Below are 21970 nucleotides of genomic sequence, written 5' to 3'. Positions count from 1 at the left end.
TTACAAAAAGTTCATAAGTAACAAAAAGGTGGGTATTTCTTTTATAAATGATAGGGCTTACAATGATATTGCGAGATATTAAATAAACCTAGGAGGCATTGATTATGGCTTATAAAACCGTCAATCCTTATACAAATGAATTAGTAAAATCCTATCCTGATGCTACTGAAGAAGAAATCCAATCCGCTTTGAGTACGGGCTATGCTCTCTACAAGAAATGGCGTGATGAACCTGTTAGCAGTAGAGCTGTCACATTACATACAATCGCTGACTTGTTACGTGAGAACGAAGATGAGTTAGCCAAAATTGCTACAATTGATATGGGTAAACTCTACGCTGAATCAAAAGGTGAAGTCGAACTCTGTGCAATCATTGCTGATTACTATGCTGACAATGGTGCCGATTTATTGAAGCCAACACCAATTAGCAGTCGTAATACCGGTGATGCCGAAATTTTGCACCAAGCCACTGGTGTTTTGATGATGGTTGAACCATGGAATTTCCCATACTATCAAATCATGCGTGTCTTCGCACCTAACTTTATGGTCGGTAATCCGATGATCTTGAAGCACGCCTCAAATACCCCAGGTTCCGCAGCTGCCTTTGAAAAAATTGTTTTGGAAGCCGGAGCTCCTGAAGGGAGTTTGACGAATCTTTTTGCCAGCTATGACCAAGTTAGTGAAATCATCGCTGACCCTCGAGTTCAAGGCGTTGCTTTGACTGGCTCAAAACGTGGCGGCCAATCAGTTGCTGAAACCGCTGGTAAGAATCTTAAGAAGAATTCGATGGAATTAGGTGGCTCTGATGCCTTTATCGTCTTGTCAGATGCTGATGTTGATAAGGCTGTTGATCTTGCCTGGAGAGTTCGTATCTACAATGCTGGACAAGTATGTACTTCAGATAAGAGATTTATCGTCGCTGATAATTTGTACGGCGAATTCTTGAAGAAACTCAAAGAAAATTTTGAGAAGTTGGTTCCAGGGGATCCAATGGATCCTAAGACTACCATTGCTCCTATGAACTCCAAACGTGCCAAAGAAAAACTTCAAGGTCAAATTGATAAAGCAGTTGCCGGTGGTGCCAAAGTTTACTATGGTAATCAACCAATCGACTTACCAGGTCAATTTCTTCAACCAACTATCCTAACCGATATAGATAAGGACAATCCAGAGTTCTATGATGAAATGTTTGGACCAGTTGCCCAAGTCTTCAAGGTAAGTTCTGATCAAGAAGCCATTGATTTAGCTAATGATTCCGAATTAGGATTAGGTGGAATTGTCGTTTCAGCCGATCCACAACATGGAAAAGCTGTTGCCGAGAAGATTGAAACAGGAATGGTTTTCGTCAATTCATTCCTAGTTTCTCTACCTGAATTACCATTTGGTGGTGTTAAAGGCTCAGGCTATGGTCGTGAAATGAGTCAATTAGGATTAACAGCCTTCACAAATGAAAAATTAGTCGTGACTGCCCAAGAACCAGATTGGAATAATCCAGCTGGTGGACTAGCAGTGTTCAAGAAATAGTTAGTAATTAATGCCTGATCGAGAGATCAGGTATTTTTTTGTCAAAAATACTATTGACCAAATCGTTGATATGACTCAATAGGTACTTTTTGGTAAGTGACGAACAAAAAAGTGGGTACTGTTTTAATGACTTAGCGGGGTATATATTAACAATATGTTTTTTACAGATAATTGGGAGGAAACAAAATGATTAACTCAATAAATGACCGTGTAACACTAAATAACGGTACAAAAATTCCAGGATTGGGACTAGGTGTTTTCCAAATTCCAGATGAAGATACAGCAAAAGTTGTAGCTGAAGGAATTAAAAATGGTTATCGTCTGATCGATACCGCTCAAGTATATGGCAATGAAGTTGGTACTGGTGAAGGCATTCGTCAAGGCTTAAAAGAAACAGGCTTATCACGTGAAGACTTATTCGTAACTTCAAAAGTTTGGAATGATCATTTGACATACGATCAAACCGTTGAAGCCTTTAATTCTAGTTTGAAGAAATTAGGCTTGGATTATCTAGATTTATATTTGATTCATTGGCCGGGTGACAATTCATTTAAGGAATCTTACCAAGCACTAGAAGATCTCTATAAATCAGGAAAAATTAAGGCAATTGGTGTAAGTAACTTTGAAATTCATCACTTGAAGGAATTGGCAGAATACGCTGATATAACTCCTGTTTTGGATCAAGTTGAGTCACATCCAAGATTGAATCAAGATAAGTTGCATGAATATGCAAAAACTCAAGATATCAAGATTCAAGCTTGGTCACCACTTATGCAAGGCCAAATTTTGAAGGATGAAACTTTACAGGCAATTGCCGACAAGCACAATAAGACCGTAGCTCAAGTAGTTTTGAGATGGGATATTCAAAGAGATGTATTATTGGCTGTCAAATCAGTTCGTTCTGAAAGAATGCAAAGCAATGCGGATGTATTCGATTTTACATTGGATGATTCTGATATGGAAACAATCAATAATATGAATCAAGATTTCCGAGTAGGTCCGGATCCAGATGAATATAATTTTGAAGGTTAATTATTAATGGATTAATCGAAACAAAAGGCGCTGCCAGATTAAATTCTAGCAACGCCTTTTTAGGTAGTTATTGTCGTTTGCGATTGTTCCACCAGAAACAACCGATGAACCAGGTACAACAGAGTACACTCAAAATAGCAGTTATGATCAAAATGGGTTTGTTCATATTCGAAGGTGAACAGACTTTGAAAATATTCGATAAAGCAATGAGCCAAACCATCGGACCAGCCGCAATCATAATCGGACGCCATTTTGCTTTGATCAAAAATAAGGCAATGACGGAACCGATGATGATGAGACTGTTGATAACGATGATGACATTGATCGTGATAGGGATGTTGAAGTTAGCTGGCTTTGTAAATTGAATAGTGGTAAAGACAACGACGGACAGAATGCTGACAATCCAAGCACTCATGAAACCTATAGCTTTGTGTTCAAAAATTTTAGAGTAGATGGTTTGATGAATGAGCCAAAAAGCCCCAAAGATGAGAAGCAGCATGAAAACACCATTCAAGATGAAAGGAACAAGATTTAGTTGTTGCTCCTGCCCATTAAGTTGAATAATCAACGTCCAAATAGCTGTAATACCGAAGAGTCCGCCGAAAAACTTTAAACGATCACGGAAACTGACTTTGGTAAAATTAGCAGTCAATTGATTGGCAGTATCAGTGGGAGCCTGGCCAAAATACTCTTCAGCGCTAGATCCATCATTTTGAGCGTCGATAATATCTTGAAGAATCTCTAACAACTTACTTTCGACCTCATAGTCATCATAGAACAGGCCAGCAGTGCGGACATAAATCAGTAGGCTACTGTAATATTTTTCGTTAACGGGATTAAGCTGTTTACGTAAATCATTGTTACTGGAAATTAGTTCCTGTACTTCGTCAGATTTAGTCATCTTGTCCACCTTTTTTCGAAATAATTTGGTTAACTACCAATTCTAGTGACTGCCATTGGCTGGCAAATTCGGTCATCTGTTTCTTGCCTTGTTCGGTCAAAGCATAATATTTCCGAGAGGGTCCCGTTGAAGATGGCTTAAGGCGACTACTTAAATCACCGCGTTTTTCCAATTTTTGTAGCAACGGATAAACGGTACCACCAATCAAATCAGTGAATCCTAACTTATTTAGCTTTTGGACCAATTCATATCCATAAACTTCGCCATCGGAAATGACAAATAAGACGCAACCTTCCAGAATTCCTTTGAGTAATTGAGAATTGTTCATTGTTTGTGACCTCACTATTATGTAATACATACTACTCGGCAACGTCTAGTATGTAAAGCATACTAGTGGAATCTTTGGTAAAATAGACCTGAAAATTAATAAGTGGGGAAGAAACGATGGATAGTGAGGAACTTTTAAAGTCAGATATTATTGACCGTCATGTGCGGCAGGGATTAGGACTCAGTTGGCTCAACTTTGCGGTGTTATTTTGTGCCACAATCATTGCCTGTGTCGGTTTAAATATGAATTCGACGGCTGTGGTCATCGGTGCTATGTTGATTTCGCCAATTATGGACCCGATCATCGGAATGGGATATGGTTTTGGGATTCGGGATACGAAATTGATCAGAAAGGCAGCGACACTCTATCTTATTGAGTTGGTGGTTGCCTTGTTGGCGGCTACGATTTACTTTTCTTTGTCACCAATTAAAGATGCTAGTGATCAGATTATTGCGAGAACACAGCCAGCAATTTGGGATGTTCTAGTGGCTTTCTTTGGTGGTGTTGCTGGGATTATCGGTTCTGCCAAGAAGGATCCTGGCAACATTTTACCCGGAGTAGCAATTGCAACAGCTTTGATTCCACCACTGTCGACTGTCGGATATGGTCTAAGTCAATTCAAGTGGTCTATCGTTTTTAGCGCTGGATATTTGTTCTTGATCAATACTTTTTTCATTGCTTTGGCAACAATGATTTGTACATTGATCTTCAATTTCAGAACCAAACGAGCAACTGGTATACCTCTAAAAAATCAAATTTTGATCATTGCGGCCGCAATTGTTATCACGATTCCTAGTTTGATTTCGGCTTCAACGTTGGTTAAACAGACCTATAATGAGACACAACTAACGAGTTTTATCGATAATGAGTTGCCAGAATTGTATGTTGTTAATAAAAAAATCACTGATGGAAAAATCAAATTAGTGGTAATCGGCAATCATTTGAGCAATTCCGAGATAAATAACTTGGACAACCGCTTGAGTGATTATCAATTGGGAAGTTATAAATTACAATTTCAACAGCTTTCTAAAGGAAATTACCTCAGTGTGAATGCCTTTAAGAAGTATGTCGACCAAGAAAAGAGCGACAATGCTCAGACTACAAACACTGATAACAGCGATAAAACTTTATTGAAGTTGAAACAACAATTAACCAAGAAGTATCCTGACGATATTTCTAAAGTTTACGTGGGACAGTTAGCAAGCAAGTCTAAGAATAAACAATCGTTAGTTTTATTAAACTGAACGAGAATAGTGAATCTAAACAGGCTGAAATTAAGAAGTATGCGGAGAATTTAGCTGATAAATTGGGGATTGATGTGACAGTTCACTTTACTCAGGATTAATATTTGGAACACAAAAAAGTCTTTCGATGATTGATTTCATTGAAAGACTTTTTTAATACCATTGTTCTATGCAGCTGCTTCTTGTTCTTGTTTGAGCAATCTCTTGTCGTAACGTTTGATAAATGGGAACCAAACTAGGAATGCGACGAATGCACAGACGATTGAAAGAACAGCACCTTTCCAACTTGCAGTACCGATAAATCCACTCAAACCAACTGGTGTAGGCCATGGTTGTTGTGTGATGATCTTAGGTACTAACTTCGATGTAATGGCGAAGTAACCAACAAGTCCGGAAACTAATGGAGCTCCTAAGAATGGAATAAACAAATCAACGTTATAAACGATTGGTAAACCGAATAGTAAAGGTTCATTGATATTGAAGATAGCTGGAACTAGTTCAACTTTACCAATTTCCTTTAGTTGAGCTGATTTAGAGAAGAATGCTAACCAAATGGCAACACCTAGAGTAGCACCTGAACCACCGATGATAACGAAGGCGTTCATTGGATCACCAGCAAAGAAGTTGTTGGCACCTTTAACATTGGCAGCCATGTTGGCCAAAATAATTGGTGTGTAGAATGAACTCATGATTGTAGCACCGTGAATACCGAACCACCATAGGAAGTGGATAAGGAAGATGATAATCAAGAATCCCCACCATGTGTTTGTAATGTCACTGATAAATGAAAATGGAACGTATAATACCTTGAATATATCTGTTCCCATAAGAATGAGAATTAAGTTAAGTGCCATAACGACGATAGCAACACAAGCACCAGGAATCAATGAACTGAATGAGTTAGAAACACCAGCTGGAACTGATTCTGGCATCTTGATTTGCCAGTTATGTTTAACAGTAAAACGATAAACTTGAACTGTGATCCAACCAACAACTAAACCTGTAAAAATACCTACAGCAGCGATTCTTGTAATACCACCAGTAGATACGGCGTAGCCACCGCCGATAATGTTATCTGGTTTTAGAGATTGTTGAAATTGAATAACACCGTTTTTCCAAATTAATTGTGGAACGGTGATGAAAAATGCCATAAGAAACATGAATAGGGCATTTAGTGGAACTAGATTCAAATTTTCTTCTTTTTCATAAATCTTAGTATAAGAAAATGTGAATTGACCTGCGAAGATCAAAGCCAAAATACCCATTGTGGCGTTATAGCCAGTTTGGAATAAATTAGAAAAACGACCCAAACTGTTAGCATATACTGCCGCAAACCCAGGGATTGGAAAGGCCTGGGGTAAAACATTCAAAATAAGAAAAATGGAACCAATAATGGTGAATGGAATAACACTATAACCAGCATCCATGATGGCTCTAACAAATCTAGTAGCCGCAAATTTACCGGCAAGGTTAATCATTCGATCCTTAAAAGAACCTGTATCCTCACTTGACATATAAATCCCTCCTTCAAAAAGTTACGTCTATTATACTAATGCAAACGGTTTCAAAAGTAAACCGGTTTTGGAATTTTTTTAAACAAAAAAGTCCACATACTCCAATTGTATCAAGATGTCAAGACTCGTTCGAATCTCTTTTTAAAGAAAATTGGTATACCTCTAAATTTAAGAAATAAAGTAATTGAGTGCACAAAAAAAGCGCTAGGTGACCACACCCAACGCTTCTTTGGATACAAGATAACCGAGAATAGTTACCTACAAATGCTGTATCAAATTAAGTATAACAGAATTTATGAAAGAAATATATCTATTTTCAACTATTCCGGTATTTACTAGGAGTCAGTCCAGTTTTACTTTTGAATACTTCGGTGAAGTGACTAGCTTGGGGGAAACCTACTTTAAGTGCAATAACGTTAATCGGTAAGTCAGTTTCCTGCAACAATTTAGTAGCTTGATTTAATCGGTATTCAATCAAGTATTCATAAGGAGTTATCTTTAAAGTTGTTTTGAAACAGCGTAAAGATTCAGATTTGCTGACATTAGCACTAGCAGCCAAAGTTTCTAAAGTGATTTTTTCAGAAAAATGATTCTGAATATAGTTTAGGAAAATATTCATTCTTTTGGTAATTACTTTATCAGTTTTCTGATCTTGAATAGGATGAATGTGTTGAGCCATATCTAACCAAATAGTGACCAGAGTGACCAAAACTTGATAAGAATAGAGATTGTTCTTATTATTCTCGAAACCAATTAATTTTTTCAATAATTCAAGAATATCTTTTTTCCATTCAGCATCAGATTTAAACATGTAAAAATTGAAATCTTCGTTATTGAGTACGGAACTGACAATAGTTTGAGCAGGACTATTGAAATAGAATTCTAGAAAATAATCAGGAAAAATGAAACTATGATAGTGAGAATGTGGTGCAGGGATAATCAGATGTGCAACTTCTTTATTGATAAAAAGACCCTCACCGCCATGTATAACTAAATTAGTTTTTCCTAATATGGAAAAGGTTATTTTGCCAGAGGAGACATACACAAATTGTAAATCCTCATGCCAATGCATAACTTTGAAGCCGGGATTGAGTGGAAAACTCTGTGCGTCTTTTACATTTAATACAAGATAGGGGAAATTACTTTTTTGCTTTAAATTGATGGAATTGATTACTTTTTTGGCCATAATGTCACCTCTTTGACGATATTATGATATTTTTTGCTACTTTACTATCATTATAGAACAGCCAGATTCGATACGATATTGGGTAGAAAGGAAGTTACTATGCTCAATTTTACTTTAGTTTTAGTTTTTTTCGGTGGTATCGTGGGTGGAATTATTTCATCAGTAGCCGGTGGAGCGTCAATTGTTTCATATCCAGTTTTGTTGATCAGTGGTGTTCCTCCACTTTTTGCCAATATTACTAATCATGGGGCCTTGATTTTTGATTACCTAGGGGCAGTTGCCTCGTCAGCTCAAGAATTAAAAGGACATTGGAAACAAGCTTTTTTCTATGCCATATCTGCGACAATCGGTGCCGTATTCGGAACCTATCTATTATTGGCTTTTCCCTCAAGTGTTTTTGAAAAAGTAGTACCGATCTTTTTGGTGATCTCTGGAGTAATGTTTCTTTGGGGAAAAAAGCAAAATAGTGGTGCTAAGAAAACTTACTCAAATATCTGAATCATCGTCATTATGGCTCTTTTGGGTTGTTACACAGGCTATTTTGGCGGTGCCAACGGTGTTATTGTTCTAGCTGTTTTACAATATCTTACTAATGAAGATTTCTTGGTGAATAATGCAATAAAGAATGTTATTTGTGGCGTAGCTAATATCAGTGCATTCATTATATTTGTCTTTAGATCGAAGATTTATTGGCAACAGGGAATCTTTTTGGCGGCTGGCATGTTGATTGGAGGATTTTTAGGTCCTAAAATTTTACGACATGTCTCAGTTAAGGCTGTTCGTTGGATCGTTGCCATTTTAGCTTTTATTCAAGCAATTTATTTTTTCACTCAGGTTTATTAATACTTTTTGTATTATATTTCGCATTTATTAACTAATTTATGTGGATAGATATATAATTGTAGAAAATAAATCGGGGGTCAGAAATATGGCACGTAAAGTTATCCTATTTATTACACAAACACTAGATGGCTATATTGCCAATTCTGATGGCAAAATTGACTTTTTATGGAATGATAAGTTTTCAACGGGGAATGTTATTGACCGTGAGTATGAAAAATTATCTAAGCGGGTTAATACTGTTATCATGGGTCGGCACACATATAATCAGATCGTCAACGGCTTGCCGTCTAATAGTTATCCATATGCCGAATATGAGAATTATGTAATGACGACACATCCCTTACCAGACAGCGAGAATATCCATTTTATCAACGGAGAAGTTGCCAAATTAGTAAGTGATTTGAAAGAAAAATCATCCAAAGGCGATATCTGGATCATCGGTGGCAGCAATGTGATTGCTCCATTAGTCAACGCCGACTTGATCGATATCTATCACATCGGAATTGTACCTATTGTATTGGGTAAAGGAATTCCATTGTTTTCCGACCGAGTTGTTCCTAAGGAATTAAGTTTGGAATCTGTCAAAAAAGTGAACGAGATTGTGTATGTTGAATATACACGTTAAAAGTTAAATAAATGTTATAAAAAATAGAGATATCGTTGGCGAAACGATATCTCTATTTTTTGGATTCTATTAAAATAATACTGCTTTTCAATTATTAAATTACATAATAAATCACAAAAATATTTTTTTGAAAGTGCTAAAATCAAGAGTATATGTAGGGTTGTGCGTTTGATTTGAATTCGGGGGAGGGTCTTTTATTCATGAATAAAAAAACAAAATATATAAGTGGAGCTGTTGCAGTAGCACTCCTTACTGCGGGCTCACCAATTATAGTTCCTATGTTGAATCCGATAAAAGTTGTTAAAGCGGATACAGATATAATTAAGGGACACAATGTCATGAATGATAAATTGTCACCCAGTGGTATGTTAGCCGCTTTTAAAAATCAATTTGATGATCGCTATGTTGCTAGTCCGGAAAGTATTACTACGGTTTTAAATAGTTTGGCAGAAGATTCAGGAAATAACTTCAACTATTTTGATTTGAATAATCCTAAGTATATACATGATTTTCAAAATAACGGTCACATAGCAATGCTTAAGGACGCGAAGAATCCATTAGCATCGAGTTATTTTTATGCAGGAAGTAACGATAATTACTATTATCGCGATATGTTGGTTGCTATGACTATAGCTGATAAAGATGGAAATAATATAGATATTTCCGATACAGATAAGTTAAAAAATTTAACTATGAATGATTCTGAATTTCCATTAACAGCAACAATCCATATAAGTGAAAGTAAAGATAACGATCTGGCCCCACTGACATCTATTGCTACAGTGACTGATCCGTCATTATTGGAATTTAGTTTTAAGATTTCTTTAAGTAGATTTGATATATCTAAAAATCAAAGTATGGTTCCAATTACCGTAGGTTCTTCATTAGCATCTTTGTCAACGGAGGGTAATGGACTTAAGATCACTGATAACTATACGAATGATTCTAATTATAAAAATAGCTTGGCTCTCGCTGAGAAACCTAAATTTGGTCAAAGTTTGTTTGTCAGCTCAAAAAGAGCTGCAGAATATGCAGCAGAATCAGATTTTGATCCGACTGCTACAGATGAAGGTGATACGTCAGCAGATCAGTTCAGTGATGGCAAAATCAAATCATCTGGGGATTATTATCAGACAGTCTCTTATGACCTTAGTGGAGCAGATTCAGCTATTGAAGATATGTTAACGGGTGAAAAATCTAATGTAACTGGTACTACCGTGAGCCCTTATCAAACGTTTATCAATGGAAGTAATACAGCAGCAACTCCTGGAGAAGATTATGTTTTGAATCGTGATGCGAAGACTATTACGGTAATTAGAAAGTTGTCTACTAATGCAACAATCAATGCCAAATTATCAACTCCGCAAGTTAAAGTTAACTCTTTGATAAGTGATGTAAAACCAACAGCAGATGATTATTTGAGCAATCAATCAGGCGAAGATGCTGTAAACAACATTCCTACAAGTAAGGTTGAAGTAGGGTCAGAGTATTACACCGATTCAAACTTAAAATTTAAGGCTACAAAGGATGAAGTATCTGCAACTAATTTCCTTAAGCCCGGTAAATATTACCGTACAATCAAATTTACATTGAGTAATGGCAGTGTTGGTGACTACTCTGCTTTTCCCCAAAGTATAGATTCAGATGTCAATGGAAATACTGTAACGTATGTTCAAGAAGTTGACGTCAGAAACGACGCTACAGCAAATTATGATAATCCATTAGATGCAAAAATTGGGGATACAAGTAATACCATAAGTAAAAATGATACATTGACAAGCGTCGATTCTTCAACTGGATTAAGCACTGATCTAATACAGGATAATGGCATAAGTTTTGGCAACGAATATTATCAATATATCCCTGAACAAGAAAGTACATTACAAGATGACATTTTAAATAATAGTGATAGTTTATCAGCCACTGATGATGTAGTAGATAATAATGGTGAATTTGCTAAATCAGGGGATTACTTGAGAACGATTACTTACACCCTTATTGCTAATTCTATTGATACGAATACATTTGATACGACTAATTCTAAATATAAATTAGGTACAGATTCAAAAGGAAACGATACGATAACTTATATACAGAAAGTTCATATCGCTCAAATACCTGTAAAAGTTAGTATTAGTGATCTGACTGTAAATCTGGGAGCTAAAAATCAGAGTGATCAATTGGCGCTGACTAGAGAGAGAGGATCAGGTGATGATATAAACACTAATGGGGATTCTAGCTCTTCGTTGTTGGACCCAAGTAAAGACTTAAGTGATGGAGAAGTAACCGGAATCGTTTTTGGTAATGAATACTATACAGATCCTAGTTTGGGGGAGAATTTTATTTCATCCACTGGATTATCCACGGTAGGGAATTATTATCGTAAAATCACATTTTATCTTACCGCCAATATTGATACGCTTTCTTTTGGTGATAATATTCCGTGGGCAAAGGATGAGAAAAATAATAGTGTAACGTTTGTTCAAAAAATTAGAGTACTTACAAATGAAGTGAAAGCTTCCGTACCTGATGTTACATCTCAAATAGGTATAGATTATCAGACAATTTTTAAAGCGGCTGATGCTAATTTAAGTTTGACGACTGATTCAGTAAGCATTGCAAGTTTAGAGGGCGATGATGACGAGTTCTATAGTAGTGAAGATGATGCTCAAAAGGGAAAGAACGGAATAACTTTTAATCAGTTCCACACTGTACTTACGGTTCCAGGAACGTATTATCGTAAAGTTGGTTTTCATTTAGGTGCTGGTACGGATGTAAAGAATTTTGTTTTCCCTCAGGTAAATGATCTTGATCCAGTATTCTCTCTGGTAGTTGATGGCAGAATTCCAAAGGTTGAATATTTACAAAAAATTGTGATAAATTCAGCAAAACTAATACCGCAGACTGATCATTTCCCTTCTGATGTTGTAACTGTTAATGAAGATATGAGCAAAGTAATAGATGATAGTATGCTTACTTCTTTAAGCGCTAATGGGAACATTATAGCGAGTGGAACGGTAGGAAAAGAATATTTTGATGACGTTACTCATGCAGTGAGAAATGAAAATCCGGTGAGTGGTACTACTTTTACGGAGGCTAAACCTTACTATCGTAGAGTTACTTTCAAATTACCGGGTGATATAAGTAGATATACTTCGTTTTCTGGTGAGGAGGGTGTTGACTATACAATAGATAAAAGCAACAACACCATTACCTACGCTCAAAAAATAAATGTAATAGATCCTAGGGTAATAGTAACGATACCCGATATATCAATAGACGTTAATGCTCCATTGTCGGCGATTGATAATAATACAGACGGCATAAGTTTCATATCAAATGAAACTGATAAACCAATAGTTAATCCGGATAAGATATCCGTATTTCAAACAGATGGAAATGATCTTTATTTCAAAGATTCGAGTCTTACAGATATAGTAACTGATATACAAAATCAACAATGGATGTTTAAAGATGGTAATCGAGTCTTTACGGCTCCCGGAACATATTATCGTTTGATTATGTTTACTGCTGAGAATTTACCTGACTATTATACATTCGGTAATGCTAATAATGGTTTGGAACATATGACGGGTAAAACAGATGGTACTACGGCAGGTTATTATATTCAAAAAGTTAATGTAGGTTATCCAGTAACGGTGAATATTGATCCTGCTTTCTCCGAAGTAGGTAGTGACATAAAATCAGTTGATGCTGGTAATAACGATTTAACTTCAGGTGAAGAATCAGGAAAATCGATTGTAGACACTAGTTCTACCTCATATGGGACAGAATATTATGATATTTCTGATGATGTGAAAGATATTTTAGATAAAAATGTTAAACCTATTTTGGACGTGACAGATGGTGAAAAATTCACTAAATCTGGATCCTATTATCGAGTAATTAAATTTGTACTAAAGTCTGACGAAACCTCTAGTAATTATTCTTTTGGCAATGGTAAATTGTCTAGTGATGGTAAAAGTGTTGAGTACGTTCAGAAAGTGAATATTGCGACTGGTAAAGTTGAGACTGTTATTGATCAGGGAGTAACAAAGGTTGGTGAAACCTTACCTTCTGACAGTTTAGACGGAAAAGTCGACTTGATACTCAGTGATGGAGGGGGATCGATAATGTCCGATGGCAAGATTACGTATGGTAACGAATATTATAAAACTGCCGATAATGCAGTAAATGGCAATGAACCACTGGGTACAGTTTCTAATACTGCAGATACTTATTATCGAGCAGTAACCTTTACGTTAAAGAATCCTGTTGATTCTTATACGTTTAGTGGTGATTACCATATTGATGAAGATCACAATACAGTAACTTTTGCTCAGCAAATCAAAGTTGAACCTACTAATGTGGTGTTCTCAGTAAAAGCTTTAAATGTAAAAGCAAAAACTTCAATAACAGATAAAAAGGTAACTCAAACTGATAGTTATACTTTGGTAGGGGCAACGTCTGTTAAAGTTGGGGATGTATATTACAAGTCACGAGAAGGTGCATTGAAAGATGCTTTAAACCCTGGACAGGATAAGTCACTCATAGCAATTGATGCTATAAGTGGAAACTACCTCAATGAGGGAGATTGGTACCGTCTAATATACTTCACAGTCAACGATGATTTCTTCAACAATTATGAAGTATCAGACGATAATATGAAGAAAGTCGATTCCCATACGGTGGTTTATGCTCAACCAGTAAACGTTAGTCATTCAACTGCGGTAGCAAAACCTAAAATTACTAATGGAACGGCGATTGTCAATAATAGTATTAATACCGTGCAGTCTGGAGTAAATCAATTATTCGATAGTAATGGTATATTAATTTCAAAAAACCCAAGCTTTGGGTCAGATTATTATGATAATTTTGACGATGTTTTTGATGTTGATGCCACAAAGTCAGCTTATGTAGTTGATGGAAAATTCGACAAATCTGGAACTTACTATAGAAAAATCACTTTTACATTGACTGATGACGCTTTAGCAGCTAATAACTTTGATACAGATGCACATATCTCTGGTAATACGGTATCTTATGTTCAGACTGTAAATGTTGCTGATAAAACTAATATCAATATAGATGCTGATGAAACTGTTAATGTAACAGCTGGTTCCGCCGAAAATACATTGACTAATAATTATAAATTAACCGATGACGATAATAATAGCGTCGGAACTTTGTCAACATCAGACAAGATTGCTTATTATGGAGATTTAACAGATGCGTTAGCTCAAAGTACGAAAACCGATAGTAATGCCATTAGTGGTGGTAAGTTCAATGCAGGTAAGTATTACCGTCTACTCGTCTTTACACCAAATGCTGGAGTAAATAAGGAAAATTATAGTTTGAATAACTCTAATTTGGCATGGTCTGCAGATGGGACCAAGATACTATTTGCTCAAGAAATCAATGCTAGTGCAAATGCAGTTTCGAAATATAATGTTTCTACACCTAAAGTGACGATCGGTTCTTCAGAAAAAGACTCTGAAACTTCAAACGGTAATCAAATATTTGATCATTCTGGTAATGAAATATCTGCCAATGTTACTTTTGGAGATAAGTATTACGCTAATTCAGGAGACGTTTTTGATGAGAACGCTGAACCAATAGATGGAGTAGTTGAAGATGGAAATTTTGTCAAAGTAGATACATATTACCGTGAGATTGTCTTCCATCTAAGTCATGCCGATATAGTTAATAATTCTTTTGGAACTAATGCTAAAGTTGATACGACAGAAAACACTGTATCTTATGTTCAAACTGTGGTCGTTTCACAACCAAATGCAGCCAGAATCAATGTAAATCCAATATCAGTTAATGTCGGAACATCAGTTGATTCGGTTAAGAATACAGATACGTTAACGGATATAGCTAATAAATCATTAGGAACAGCTACCGTAGATAATAGTAAATTCTATGATAATGCTAAGGATGCGTTGAATGGTGCCAATGAAGATACTAATGCAGCAACTAAGGGCCTCTTTAATAAAGGAACTTACTATCGTTTGGTAACGTTTAAGACGGTTTCTGATTTTGCAAAGAATTACACTTTGAATGATCCAAATGCCAAAGTAAATGATGATGGTTCAGTTACTTACGCTCAAAAGATCAACGTAAAAACTAATGGAGTTGTAACACATAACTTCGGAGATATTAATGCAAATATTGGTGAGTCAACGGATAAAATAGCTACTGCAACTGGTACATTAACTGACACCGCTGGTAACGAAATCAAAGCATCAGTTTTTGCTGAATCGACTTACTATGATAAGGCAGATGATGTTTTCTCAGGTACTGGAAAAGTAACCGAAGGTATTGACTCTGAAAAACAATTCACTAAAGCTGGAACCTATTATCGTAAGATTATTTTCAAGTTGACTAATCCAGAAGATGCCAAGAATTATGATTTTGGTACAGATGCTCATGTTTCTGGTGACACGGCATCCTTCGTTCAAACTGTGAATGTGGCTAAGAATGAGAATACAGGTGCTGTTCAAATTACAGTTGGACCATTGAATATCAAGACAGGTACTAGAACAAATGACCTATCTGTAACAAGCAACAAGGGCTACGTCCTAAATGCTGGTAAAGATAGTTTTACTGATCCAACATTAGGCATATCTTATTATAAGAATGCTAAAGGAGCTCTAGATAAATCAAATGGCGAAGAAGTTGATCCTTATGCTGCAACTGATGGTGCTTTCAATAAAGGTACTTATTATCGTCAAGTAATATTTAAAGTTGGTACGGATTTTGTTGATAAGTATGGTTGGTCTGACTCTGACTTTGCCATGTATAAAGATGGATCAGTAATCTATGCGCAACAAATCAATGTCAGTGATAGTGTCATTTCAAAACACATTGTTGAAGATGCCAAGGCTAATGTCGGCGATCAAGCTGACACAGTAACTTCAACTGGTGATGCTTTGATGGATGCTGCTGGCAACAAACTTGATGCAGCTGTTTCATATGGAACGGACTATTACGATAATTATGATGATGTCTTTACATCAGGTGCTGCTAAGACTGCAGATATCGTCAACGGTGCCTTCACTAAGGCTAAAACGTATTATCGTGTTATCAGTTTCACGGTCAGCCCTGAAGCTATTGCACAAAACGACTTCGGTAGTGAAGCTCATATTTCTGGCAATACCGTATCCTTTGTTCAAGCCGTTTCAGTCGATACTAAGGCTAATTTAGCTGTTGATATTAATGCTGCTCCTATCACGGTTAGTGCTGGCACTTCCACTAATGATGCCAAATTGACTGGTACAACAGGATATACTTTGAATAATAAGTTAGGTGCTGTTTCGGCCACAGTTTCTGCGGGAGATAAGTACTACACAGATGTTCAAAATGCTTTGAAACAGGACAGCGATGGTTTGGCTGACGTGAACGGTCAATTCACAAAGGCTGGCACTTATTACCGAATTATCACGTTCACACCTTCTACACCAATTAGCGTGGATAGTATTTCTGATCCAAATGCTATTGTGAATGCAGATGGAACTATCAGCTACGTTCAAGCTGTTAATGTTACAAAGAATGATGCTAATATCAATGCTTCAGTTAACAAATTGGACCTAAAGGCTGATCCTGATGAGGATAATCCAGCTTTGATCAATACGAAGGAATACTTCTTGAAAGATGCTGCTGGTGACTCATTGGTTGATAAAACTAAAGGTACATATGGCGTTAAACTTGGGCAAGAATTCTTTACAGACAGTGATTTAACTCAAAAGACTGCCGACGCTAATGGTGCTAGAATTTCTAAAGCTGGTACTTATTACCGTACAGTGAAGTTCTATCTAACTGCTGGTGCTAATGATGCCAATGAATTCAAGAACATCGGCGGAACTTATGATGCAACTGACAACAGTGTGACATTTGTTCAAAAGATTAACGCTTCAGATGCCCAATCCAATATGGCGATTGCTAAAATCAATAATGTGACTGTCGACAATGGCACTGACACTGCTGATAAGGCCTTGCAAAATCCTGATGATGTTTACATCGTTGATAGTAATGGTAAGTCAATCATTGCTGACGGTGGTATTAACTTTGATACGACGCTTTACAATTCAGATGGTCAACCAGTAACTGGTCTAAAAGATGCTGGAACTTACAGTCAGGTTATTACCGTTAAATTAATTGCTGGTGCTGCAAGTACTTATAAATTTGGTAAGGGTTATAAAGTAAATCAAGCTGATAACACAGTATCTTATGTCCGTACAGTTACCGTTAAACCTGCTAGTTCTACTGGTGGCAACACTGGTGGTAATAGTGGAAGTACAGGTGGTACAACCGGCGGCAATACTGGTTCTAACACAGGTTCTAACACAGGTTCTTCAACAGAAACTGGTAATGGAACTGATGTTGTTGATGATGATTGGAATTACTCAGACATTAAGGGTGTTGTTACAACTAAGAGTGATAATCCATACTACACTTTGAACAATCAAGATAACGAGAAGATTCCTAATCGTGTATTGGGTAAGGATTCATCTTGGAAAGTCGATCAAGTTCGTGTTAATAAAGCTGGTGTCACAGAATATCGTGTTGCAACTGGCGAATGGATTTACGCTGACGATGTGGTTCTTAACCAAAACAACGCTGAAGATGGCGATTGGACTTACACACCAGTTCAAGGTATTGTCACAACTAAGACTGATCAAAAACAATATCAATTGAATAATCAAGAAAATGAAGCTATCGCAAATCGTAATTTGAAAGAGAACTCTTCATGGAAGACTGATCTTTATCGGACTAACAAGGAGGGTGTCAAACAATATCGAGTTGCGACTGGTGAATGGATTGATGCCGGTAATGTTGACTTCAATCAGGCTAAAGCTGATTTTTGGACTTACGCATCTGTAAGTGGTGTAGTTAAGACCAAAGCTGGTCAAACTGAATATCAATTGAATGATCAAGAAAACAGAGCTATTGCACATCGTGAGTTGGATGAAGAAACTTCATGGAAGACGGATCTCTATCGTACTAATGAAGCGGGAGTAAGACAATATCGAGTTGCAACTGGCGAGTGGATTGATGCTAATGACGTTGATTTTGTAAATAGTAGTAAGACTAACGATGAAGGCTGGATTTACACTTCAGTTAATGGAATCGTTACAGTTGAATCAAAACAACCAAGTTATCCATTGAATGATCAAAATAATAATGCAATTGCTAACCGTGATTTGATTAAAGACTCATCTTGGAAGACTGATCAATATCGGACTAACCGAGAAGGGGTTAAACAATATCGCGTTGCGACTGGCGAATGGATCGATGCTAACGACGTTGTCTATGAACAAGCTGTTGATACAGGTATTTTCAGAGATGGCCGCAAGGTTAGTGGAATCATTAATCTCGATAGAACGAATATTCTATATACGCTCTATTCTAGAGAGAATGAGGTTATCGAAGATTATTCTCTAGGCGAGGAAACATCTTGGAAGACTGATTATAAAGCTCAAGATGTCAATGGCGATACTTATTATCACGTTGGCGACAATGAGTGGATCAAGGCTGAAAAGGGTGTTCACTTCAATAACTACGCTTGGTATTAAAATTTTTTTAGAGCGGGAATGCGATTAAATTCCCGTCTTCCATAAAAATTGGGAATGCATTGGAACGCTATGGACGCGATTTGAAGCTAATAATTTTACACTTTGTGCAAAATTATGGATCTCCAAAGTCGGTCTCAATGTAAGTGGCAAAGCCACTAACATTGATTTCATAGCTGAAGGCATTCCCAATTTTTATTCCATACTAAATAGTATTTAGAGTGTTTAGTTAGAGAGAAATAATTATATTCGATATATTTTGTTTTTAAAGTAAAAGACGTTCATATCAACCGTAGGGTCAATATGGACGTCTTTTTTAGTATGAGCGATCCTATTTTTATTGAACAAAGTAATCTTGATAATCTTTAACGTAATTTGTAATTGTACGAGGTGCGTGACCTAGGATTTTCGCTGTTTCGTTAGTAACTGTCTTCGCATTTCCGAGTTGGGTGATTAAATAGAGCATTACCATAACATTGACGAAATTTTTTGGTAGACCACGTTGCAACATCGTTTTCCTAAATTTCAATAGACTAGGTTTGCTGTAAGTAATTTTAGTGCCTAAAACTTTAGTCATAACTTCAGCGATTTCATAGTAATTCAAAGCAGCGGGGCCAGTGATGTTTAGTTTTTGATGAAGATATTTATCATTTAACAAAACAATTCCAGCCACTTCGGCAATATCTCTGGTATCGATGAAACTGGTCCGTGATCTACCAGCAGGGATGAAGAGGTCGTGATTTTTGACGATATCTTCACAGTGAGTTGTATTCAAGTTTTGCATAAAGAAGCTAGGACGGATAAAGGTGTAAGGTAGGTTCAATTCTTCAATCATGTTTTCAATTTGATGATGTGGGGTTCTCGGGTTCTTTTCGACGCCTAAGAGTGAAACGAAAACAACTTGTTCGATTTGTTGGGTCTGCGCATATTTCAAAAATGGCAACATATCAACTTTGGGATTAGCTAATTGTGGAGGACGGACGAAGAATACTTTGGATACGCCATCGAATGCTTTTGGAAAGGTTGATGAGTCTAAAAAATCAAAATGTTCTATCTCTAAGTTAGGTAAGCCGTCGAATTTAGGCAGATCTTTGGCTAAATTGTGTACGCCAGCGACGACTTCAACTTTTTGAGTGGCACATAGATATTTGATGAGTGGAAAACCGATATTACCATTTCCACCAATGACTAATATTTTCTCCATAATCTTGCCTCGTTTACGTAATTTATTTTTGTACGACCAAACAATAGTCCTTTTTAAAAAATTATCAATATGGATAATAAAACGCTTGCTATAAAACGCGTTCGAGGGTCTACATTATACGTGGATCAAGAAAGGAAAGTGACAGTAATGTTTGCATATGTACAGATTTTTGATGGTAAGGATAATGTTTCGTATGGTTATGTTGATCTTTCTTTTGCTAAGAATGTACTTTCTATTTCGGGTTTGAAAGGAAATCTGCGTAAACGTGTTATTGAAATTCCGGCTGATCAAATCAGTGGGATTGAATCGGGTAAATATCAAAGCTGGAATCGAATGAGTTTCATGTATCAAGGTTTGAAGTATGTTTTTGTTTATAGTGGCTATGGTGGTTATAACTATTTGGAAGAACATCTTATGACTGAGATGATGGAATAGAAAAGACCAGTTTGCCTTCCATTTGTTTTTTTGTGTGGTTGGTTTGCTGGTCTTTTTTTCTTTCTTATTTTAATAACCATGGTTCTTTGCAATATAGTGGAAACGAGCTTCACAGGCCAATTTCTTCCGGTCAAGTCAACTATCTCTGCCAGCGCTTCGCTGCTGACTGAGATAGTAGTCTTGATCCTCGGAAATTCCCAGGCCTGTTCCGCTCTCTATGCCCTGTGCCAAGCTGCGTATCCTATTGTTGGGAAAATTCCAATTAATCGGTTAATTTGTTCACGGTCGAGTTGGAACTCTATTGCTGGTAACAATGCATTCACAGCATCTTGGGCTTGATCACTGACTTCTGTTACACCAAGTAAATGGCCGTCTTTATCGTGGATCTGTTTGCTTTCGGCAATTGGTTCTTTATCAACTTTGTAATACCAATAGTCAGCTAGGTCGTTGGTACTGATCTTGTAATCTTGTTTTTTAGCTTCATCCACGGAAATTCCTGCTTGGGCAATTCGTGGTGAGGTGAAGACTACTGATGGGATAACGGGATACTTGATGGCATCGGTTGTTTGTCCGGAGAATAGTTTCATTAGATACATGGATTCGAAGTAGGCTGCTGGTGTGACTTTTGGTAGGTCATTGGAAAGGACATCCCCAGCTGCGTAAATGTTGTCAACGTTTGTTTGTAGATGATCGTTAACAAAAATTCCGGTCTTGTCGAATTCTACGCCGACTTTATCCAAACCAAGTCCACCTAAATTAGGGATACGTCCGGTTGCGTCTAAAATCCAGTCGGTATCGAGAGTTTGGTTGTCGCCGTATGTTACTTGATAACCACTGTCAGTTTTAGAAAATTCTTGAACGTTGGCATTTTCGATGAATTTTACGCCACGTTCTTTCAAGTCAGCGACGACTTTTTCAACGTATGGTTGATAGAAGTCTCTTAACACTTTGTCCGAATGAAGCATCATGGTGATGTCAGCACCAGCTTCGTTGGCGATGGTAGCGAACTCCATCCCGATATAGCCAGACCCGACGATAGTGATTTTTTTAGGTAGATTCTTGAGATTCATGAAGTCTTCACTGTCATGTGCGAGTTCTGTTCCGGGAATATCCAAACGATGAGGTTTGAGGCCGGTCGCAATCACGATTTTTTCGGCAGTGATTTCAGTTTTGCCGTCGACTATTACGGTGTGATTGTCTTTGAATTCGGCGTGTCCATGAATGATAGTGGCGCCAGAACTTTCCAAACGGTTAGTCAAACCTTGTGGCAAAGCGTCGATGATTTCTTGTTTATGTTCGACATTTTTAGTCCAATCAATTTTTAGTTCACCTTTAAGGATACCGTTCATACGTTGGGCTTCACGGGTCATTTTAACTGGTTCATCTAGTGTGATCTTGGCATTACAACCACGATTGGGACAAGTTCCACCAACGAGTCCACTTTCAATCACACCAACGGAAACACCTGTTGCGGCAAGTGGTGCACCACCATCGAATGTTGCGTGTCCGGCACCAATATAGAGCACATCATAATCGTATTTTTTTGACATAGTATCCCTC

12 protein-coding genes and 1 pseudogene are annotated in these 21970 nt (G+C 37.0%); 7 read left to right on the top strand and 6 right to left on the bottom strand.

What is annotated here, in order from left to right:
- The first annotated feature begins 104 nt into the window (after positions 1 to 104).
- A complete protein-coding gene (locus U8526_RS09055) occupies positions 105 to 1523 on the top strand; it encodes an NAD-dependent succinate-semialdehyde dehydrogenase (RefSeq protein WP_334341643.1) in 1419 nt (472 codons plus the stop codon).
- A 186-nt stretch (positions 1524 to 1709) separates the two neighbouring features.
- Complete coding sequence (locus U8526_RS09050; RefSeq protein WP_334341642.1) at positions 1710 to 2555, top strand: aldo/keto reductase; 846 nt, start codon at positions 1710 to 1712, stop codon at positions 2553 to 2555.
- Positions 2556 to 2622: 67 nt separating this feature from the next.
- On the opposite strand, the gene U8526_RS09045 is transcribed toward U8526_RS09050, so the two are convergent.
- Together U8526_RS09045 and U8526_RS09040 are read right to left on the bottom strand one after the other, a co-directional pair.
- Entirely contained in the window at positions 2623 to 3456 is an 834-nt protein-coding gene (locus U8526_RS09045) for a hypothetical protein (RefSeq protein WP_334341641.1), read from the bottom strand.
- Entirely contained in the window at positions 3449 to 3784 is a 336-nt protein-coding gene (locus U8526_RS09040; protein ID WP_334341640.1) for a PadR family transcriptional regulator, read from the bottom strand. The genes U8526_RS09045 and U8526_RS09040 overlap by 8 nt, the downstream gene beginning before the upstream one ends.
- Before the next feature lie 116 nt (positions 3785 to 3900).
- Between U8526_RS09040 and U8526_RS09035 the strand changes: the two genes are divergently transcribed.
- Positions 3901 to 5028, top strand: coding sequence for a DUF389 domain-containing protein (locus tag U8526_RS09035; RefSeq protein ID WP_334341639.1), 1128 nt, complete (start codon positions 3901 to 3903; stop codon positions 5026 to 5028).
- Between the two features lie 167 nt (positions 5029 to 5195).
- On the opposite strand, the gene celB is transcribed toward U8526_RS09035, so the two are convergent.
- Positions 5196 to 6542: a PTS cellobiose transporter subunit IIC gene (celB, locus tag U8526_RS09030; RefSeq protein WP_334341638.1), complete on the bottom strand. Its 1347-nt coding sequence runs from the start codon at positions 6540 to 6542 to the stop codon at positions 5196 to 5198.
- Between the two features lie 316 nt (positions 6543 to 6858).
- Positions 6859 to 7728 carry an AraC family transcriptional regulator gene (locus U8526_RS09025; RefSeq protein WP_334341637.1) on the bottom strand — a complete coding sequence of 290 codons (870 nt, stop codon included), beginning with the start codon at positions 7726 to 7728 and terminating at the stop codon, positions 6859 to 6861.
- A 99-nt stretch (positions 7729 to 7827) separates the two neighbouring features.
- Between U8526_RS09025 and U8526_RS09020 the strand changes: the two are divergent.
- From U8526_RS09020 to U8526_RS09010, 3 genes and pseudogenes are all read left to right on the top strand, one after another.
- Positions 7828 to 8571: pseudogene (locus U8526_RS09020) on the top strand (sulfite exporter TauE/SafE family protein).
- A gap of 85 nt (positions 8572 to 8656) precedes the next feature.
- Complete coding sequence (locus U8526_RS09015) at positions 8657 to 9196, top strand: dihydrofolate reductase family protein (protein WP_334341636.1); 540 nt, start codon at positions 8657 to 8659, stop codon at positions 9194 to 9196.
- Between the two features lie 200 nt (positions 9197 to 9396).
- Positions 9397 to 18774 (top strand): hypothetical protein, encoded by a 9378-nt coding sequence (locus U8526_RS09010; protein ID WP_334341635.1) that lies wholly within the window; start codon positions 9397 to 9399, stop codon positions 18772 to 18774.
- A gap of 334 nt (positions 18775 to 19108) precedes the next feature.
- Here the strand turns inward: U8526_RS09010 and U8526_RS09005 are convergent, their stop codons facing one another.
- Positions 19109 to 19975, bottom strand: coding sequence for an NmrA family NAD(P)-binding protein (locus tag U8526_RS09005; protein ID WP_334341634.1), 867 nt, complete (start codon positions 19973 to 19975; stop codon positions 19109 to 19111).
- 147 nt (positions 19976 to 20122) lie between these two features.
- On the opposite strand from U8526_RS09005, the gene U8526_RS09000 reads away from it, so the two are divergent.
- Entirely contained in the window at positions 20123 to 20410 is a 288-nt protein-coding gene (locus U8526_RS09000; RefSeq protein WP_334341633.1) for a hypothetical protein, read from the top strand.
- Positions 20411 to 20625: 215 nt separating this feature from the next.
- Here the strand turns inward: U8526_RS09000 and U8526_RS08995 are convergent, their stop codons facing one another.
- Positions 20626 to 21960, bottom strand: coding sequence for a dihydrolipoyl dehydrogenase family protein (locus U8526_RS08995; protein ID WP_334341632.1), 1335 nt, complete (start codon positions 21958 to 21960; stop codon positions 20626 to 20628).
- Positions 21961 to 21970: the final 10 nt, after the last annotated feature.

It is taken from the genome of Companilactobacillus sp. HBUAS56275, assembly GCF_036913655.1.
In the GTDB taxonomy this organism is placed as follows: domain Bacteria; phylum Bacillota; class Bacilli; order Lactobacillales; family Lactobacillaceae; genus Companilactobacillus; species Companilactobacillus pullicola.
This window is presented reverse-complemented; position numbering and strand designations above follow the sequence as displayed.

Bases quoted from the DNA above. Each gene is read 5' to 3' on its own strand.
- U8526_RS09055 (WP_334341643.1), top strand. From the start codon at position 105: ATGGCTTATAAAACCGTCAATCCTTATACAAATGAATTAGTAAAATCC.
- U8526_RS09050 (WP_334341642.1), top strand. From the start codon at position 1,710: ATGATTAACTCAATAAATGACCGTGTAACACTAAATAACGGTACAAAA.
- U8526_RS09045 (WP_334341641.1), bottom strand. From the start codon at position 3,456: ATGACTAAATCTGACGAAGTACAGGAACTAATTTCCAGTAACAATGAT.
- U8526_RS09040 (WP_334341640.1), bottom strand. From the start codon at position 3,784: ATGAACAATTCTCAATTACTCAAAGGAATTCTGGAAGGTTGCGTCTTA.
- U8526_RS09035 (WP_334341639.1), top strand. From the start codon at position 3,901: ATGGATAGTGAGGAACTTTTAAAGTCAGATATTATTGACCGTCATGTG.
- celB (WP_334341638.1), bottom strand. From the start codon at position 6,542: ATGTCAAGTGAGGATACAGGTTCTTTTAAGGATCGAATGATTAACCTT.
- U8526_RS09025 (WP_334341637.1), bottom strand. From the start codon at position 7,728: ATGGCCAAAAAAGTAATCAATTCCATCAATTTAAAGCAAAAAAGTAAT.
- U8526_RS09015 (WP_334341636.1), top strand. From the start codon at position 8,657: ATGGCACGTAAAGTTATCCTATTTATTACACAAACACTAGATGGCTAT.
- U8526_RS09010 (WP_334341635.1), top strand. From the start codon at position 9,397: ATGAATAAAAAAACAAAATATATAAGTGGAGCTGTTGCAGTAGCACTC.
- U8526_RS09005 (WP_334341634.1), bottom strand. From the start codon at position 19,975: ATGGAGAAAATATTAGTCATTGGTGGAAATGGTAATATCGGTTTTCCA.
- U8526_RS09000 (WP_334341633.1), top strand. From the start codon at position 20,123: ATGTTTGCATATGTACAGATTTTTGATGGTAAGGATAATGTTTCGTAT.
- U8526_RS08995 (WP_334341632.1), bottom strand. From the start codon at position 21,960: ATGTCAAAAAAATACGATTATGATGTGCTCTATATTGGTGCCGGACAC.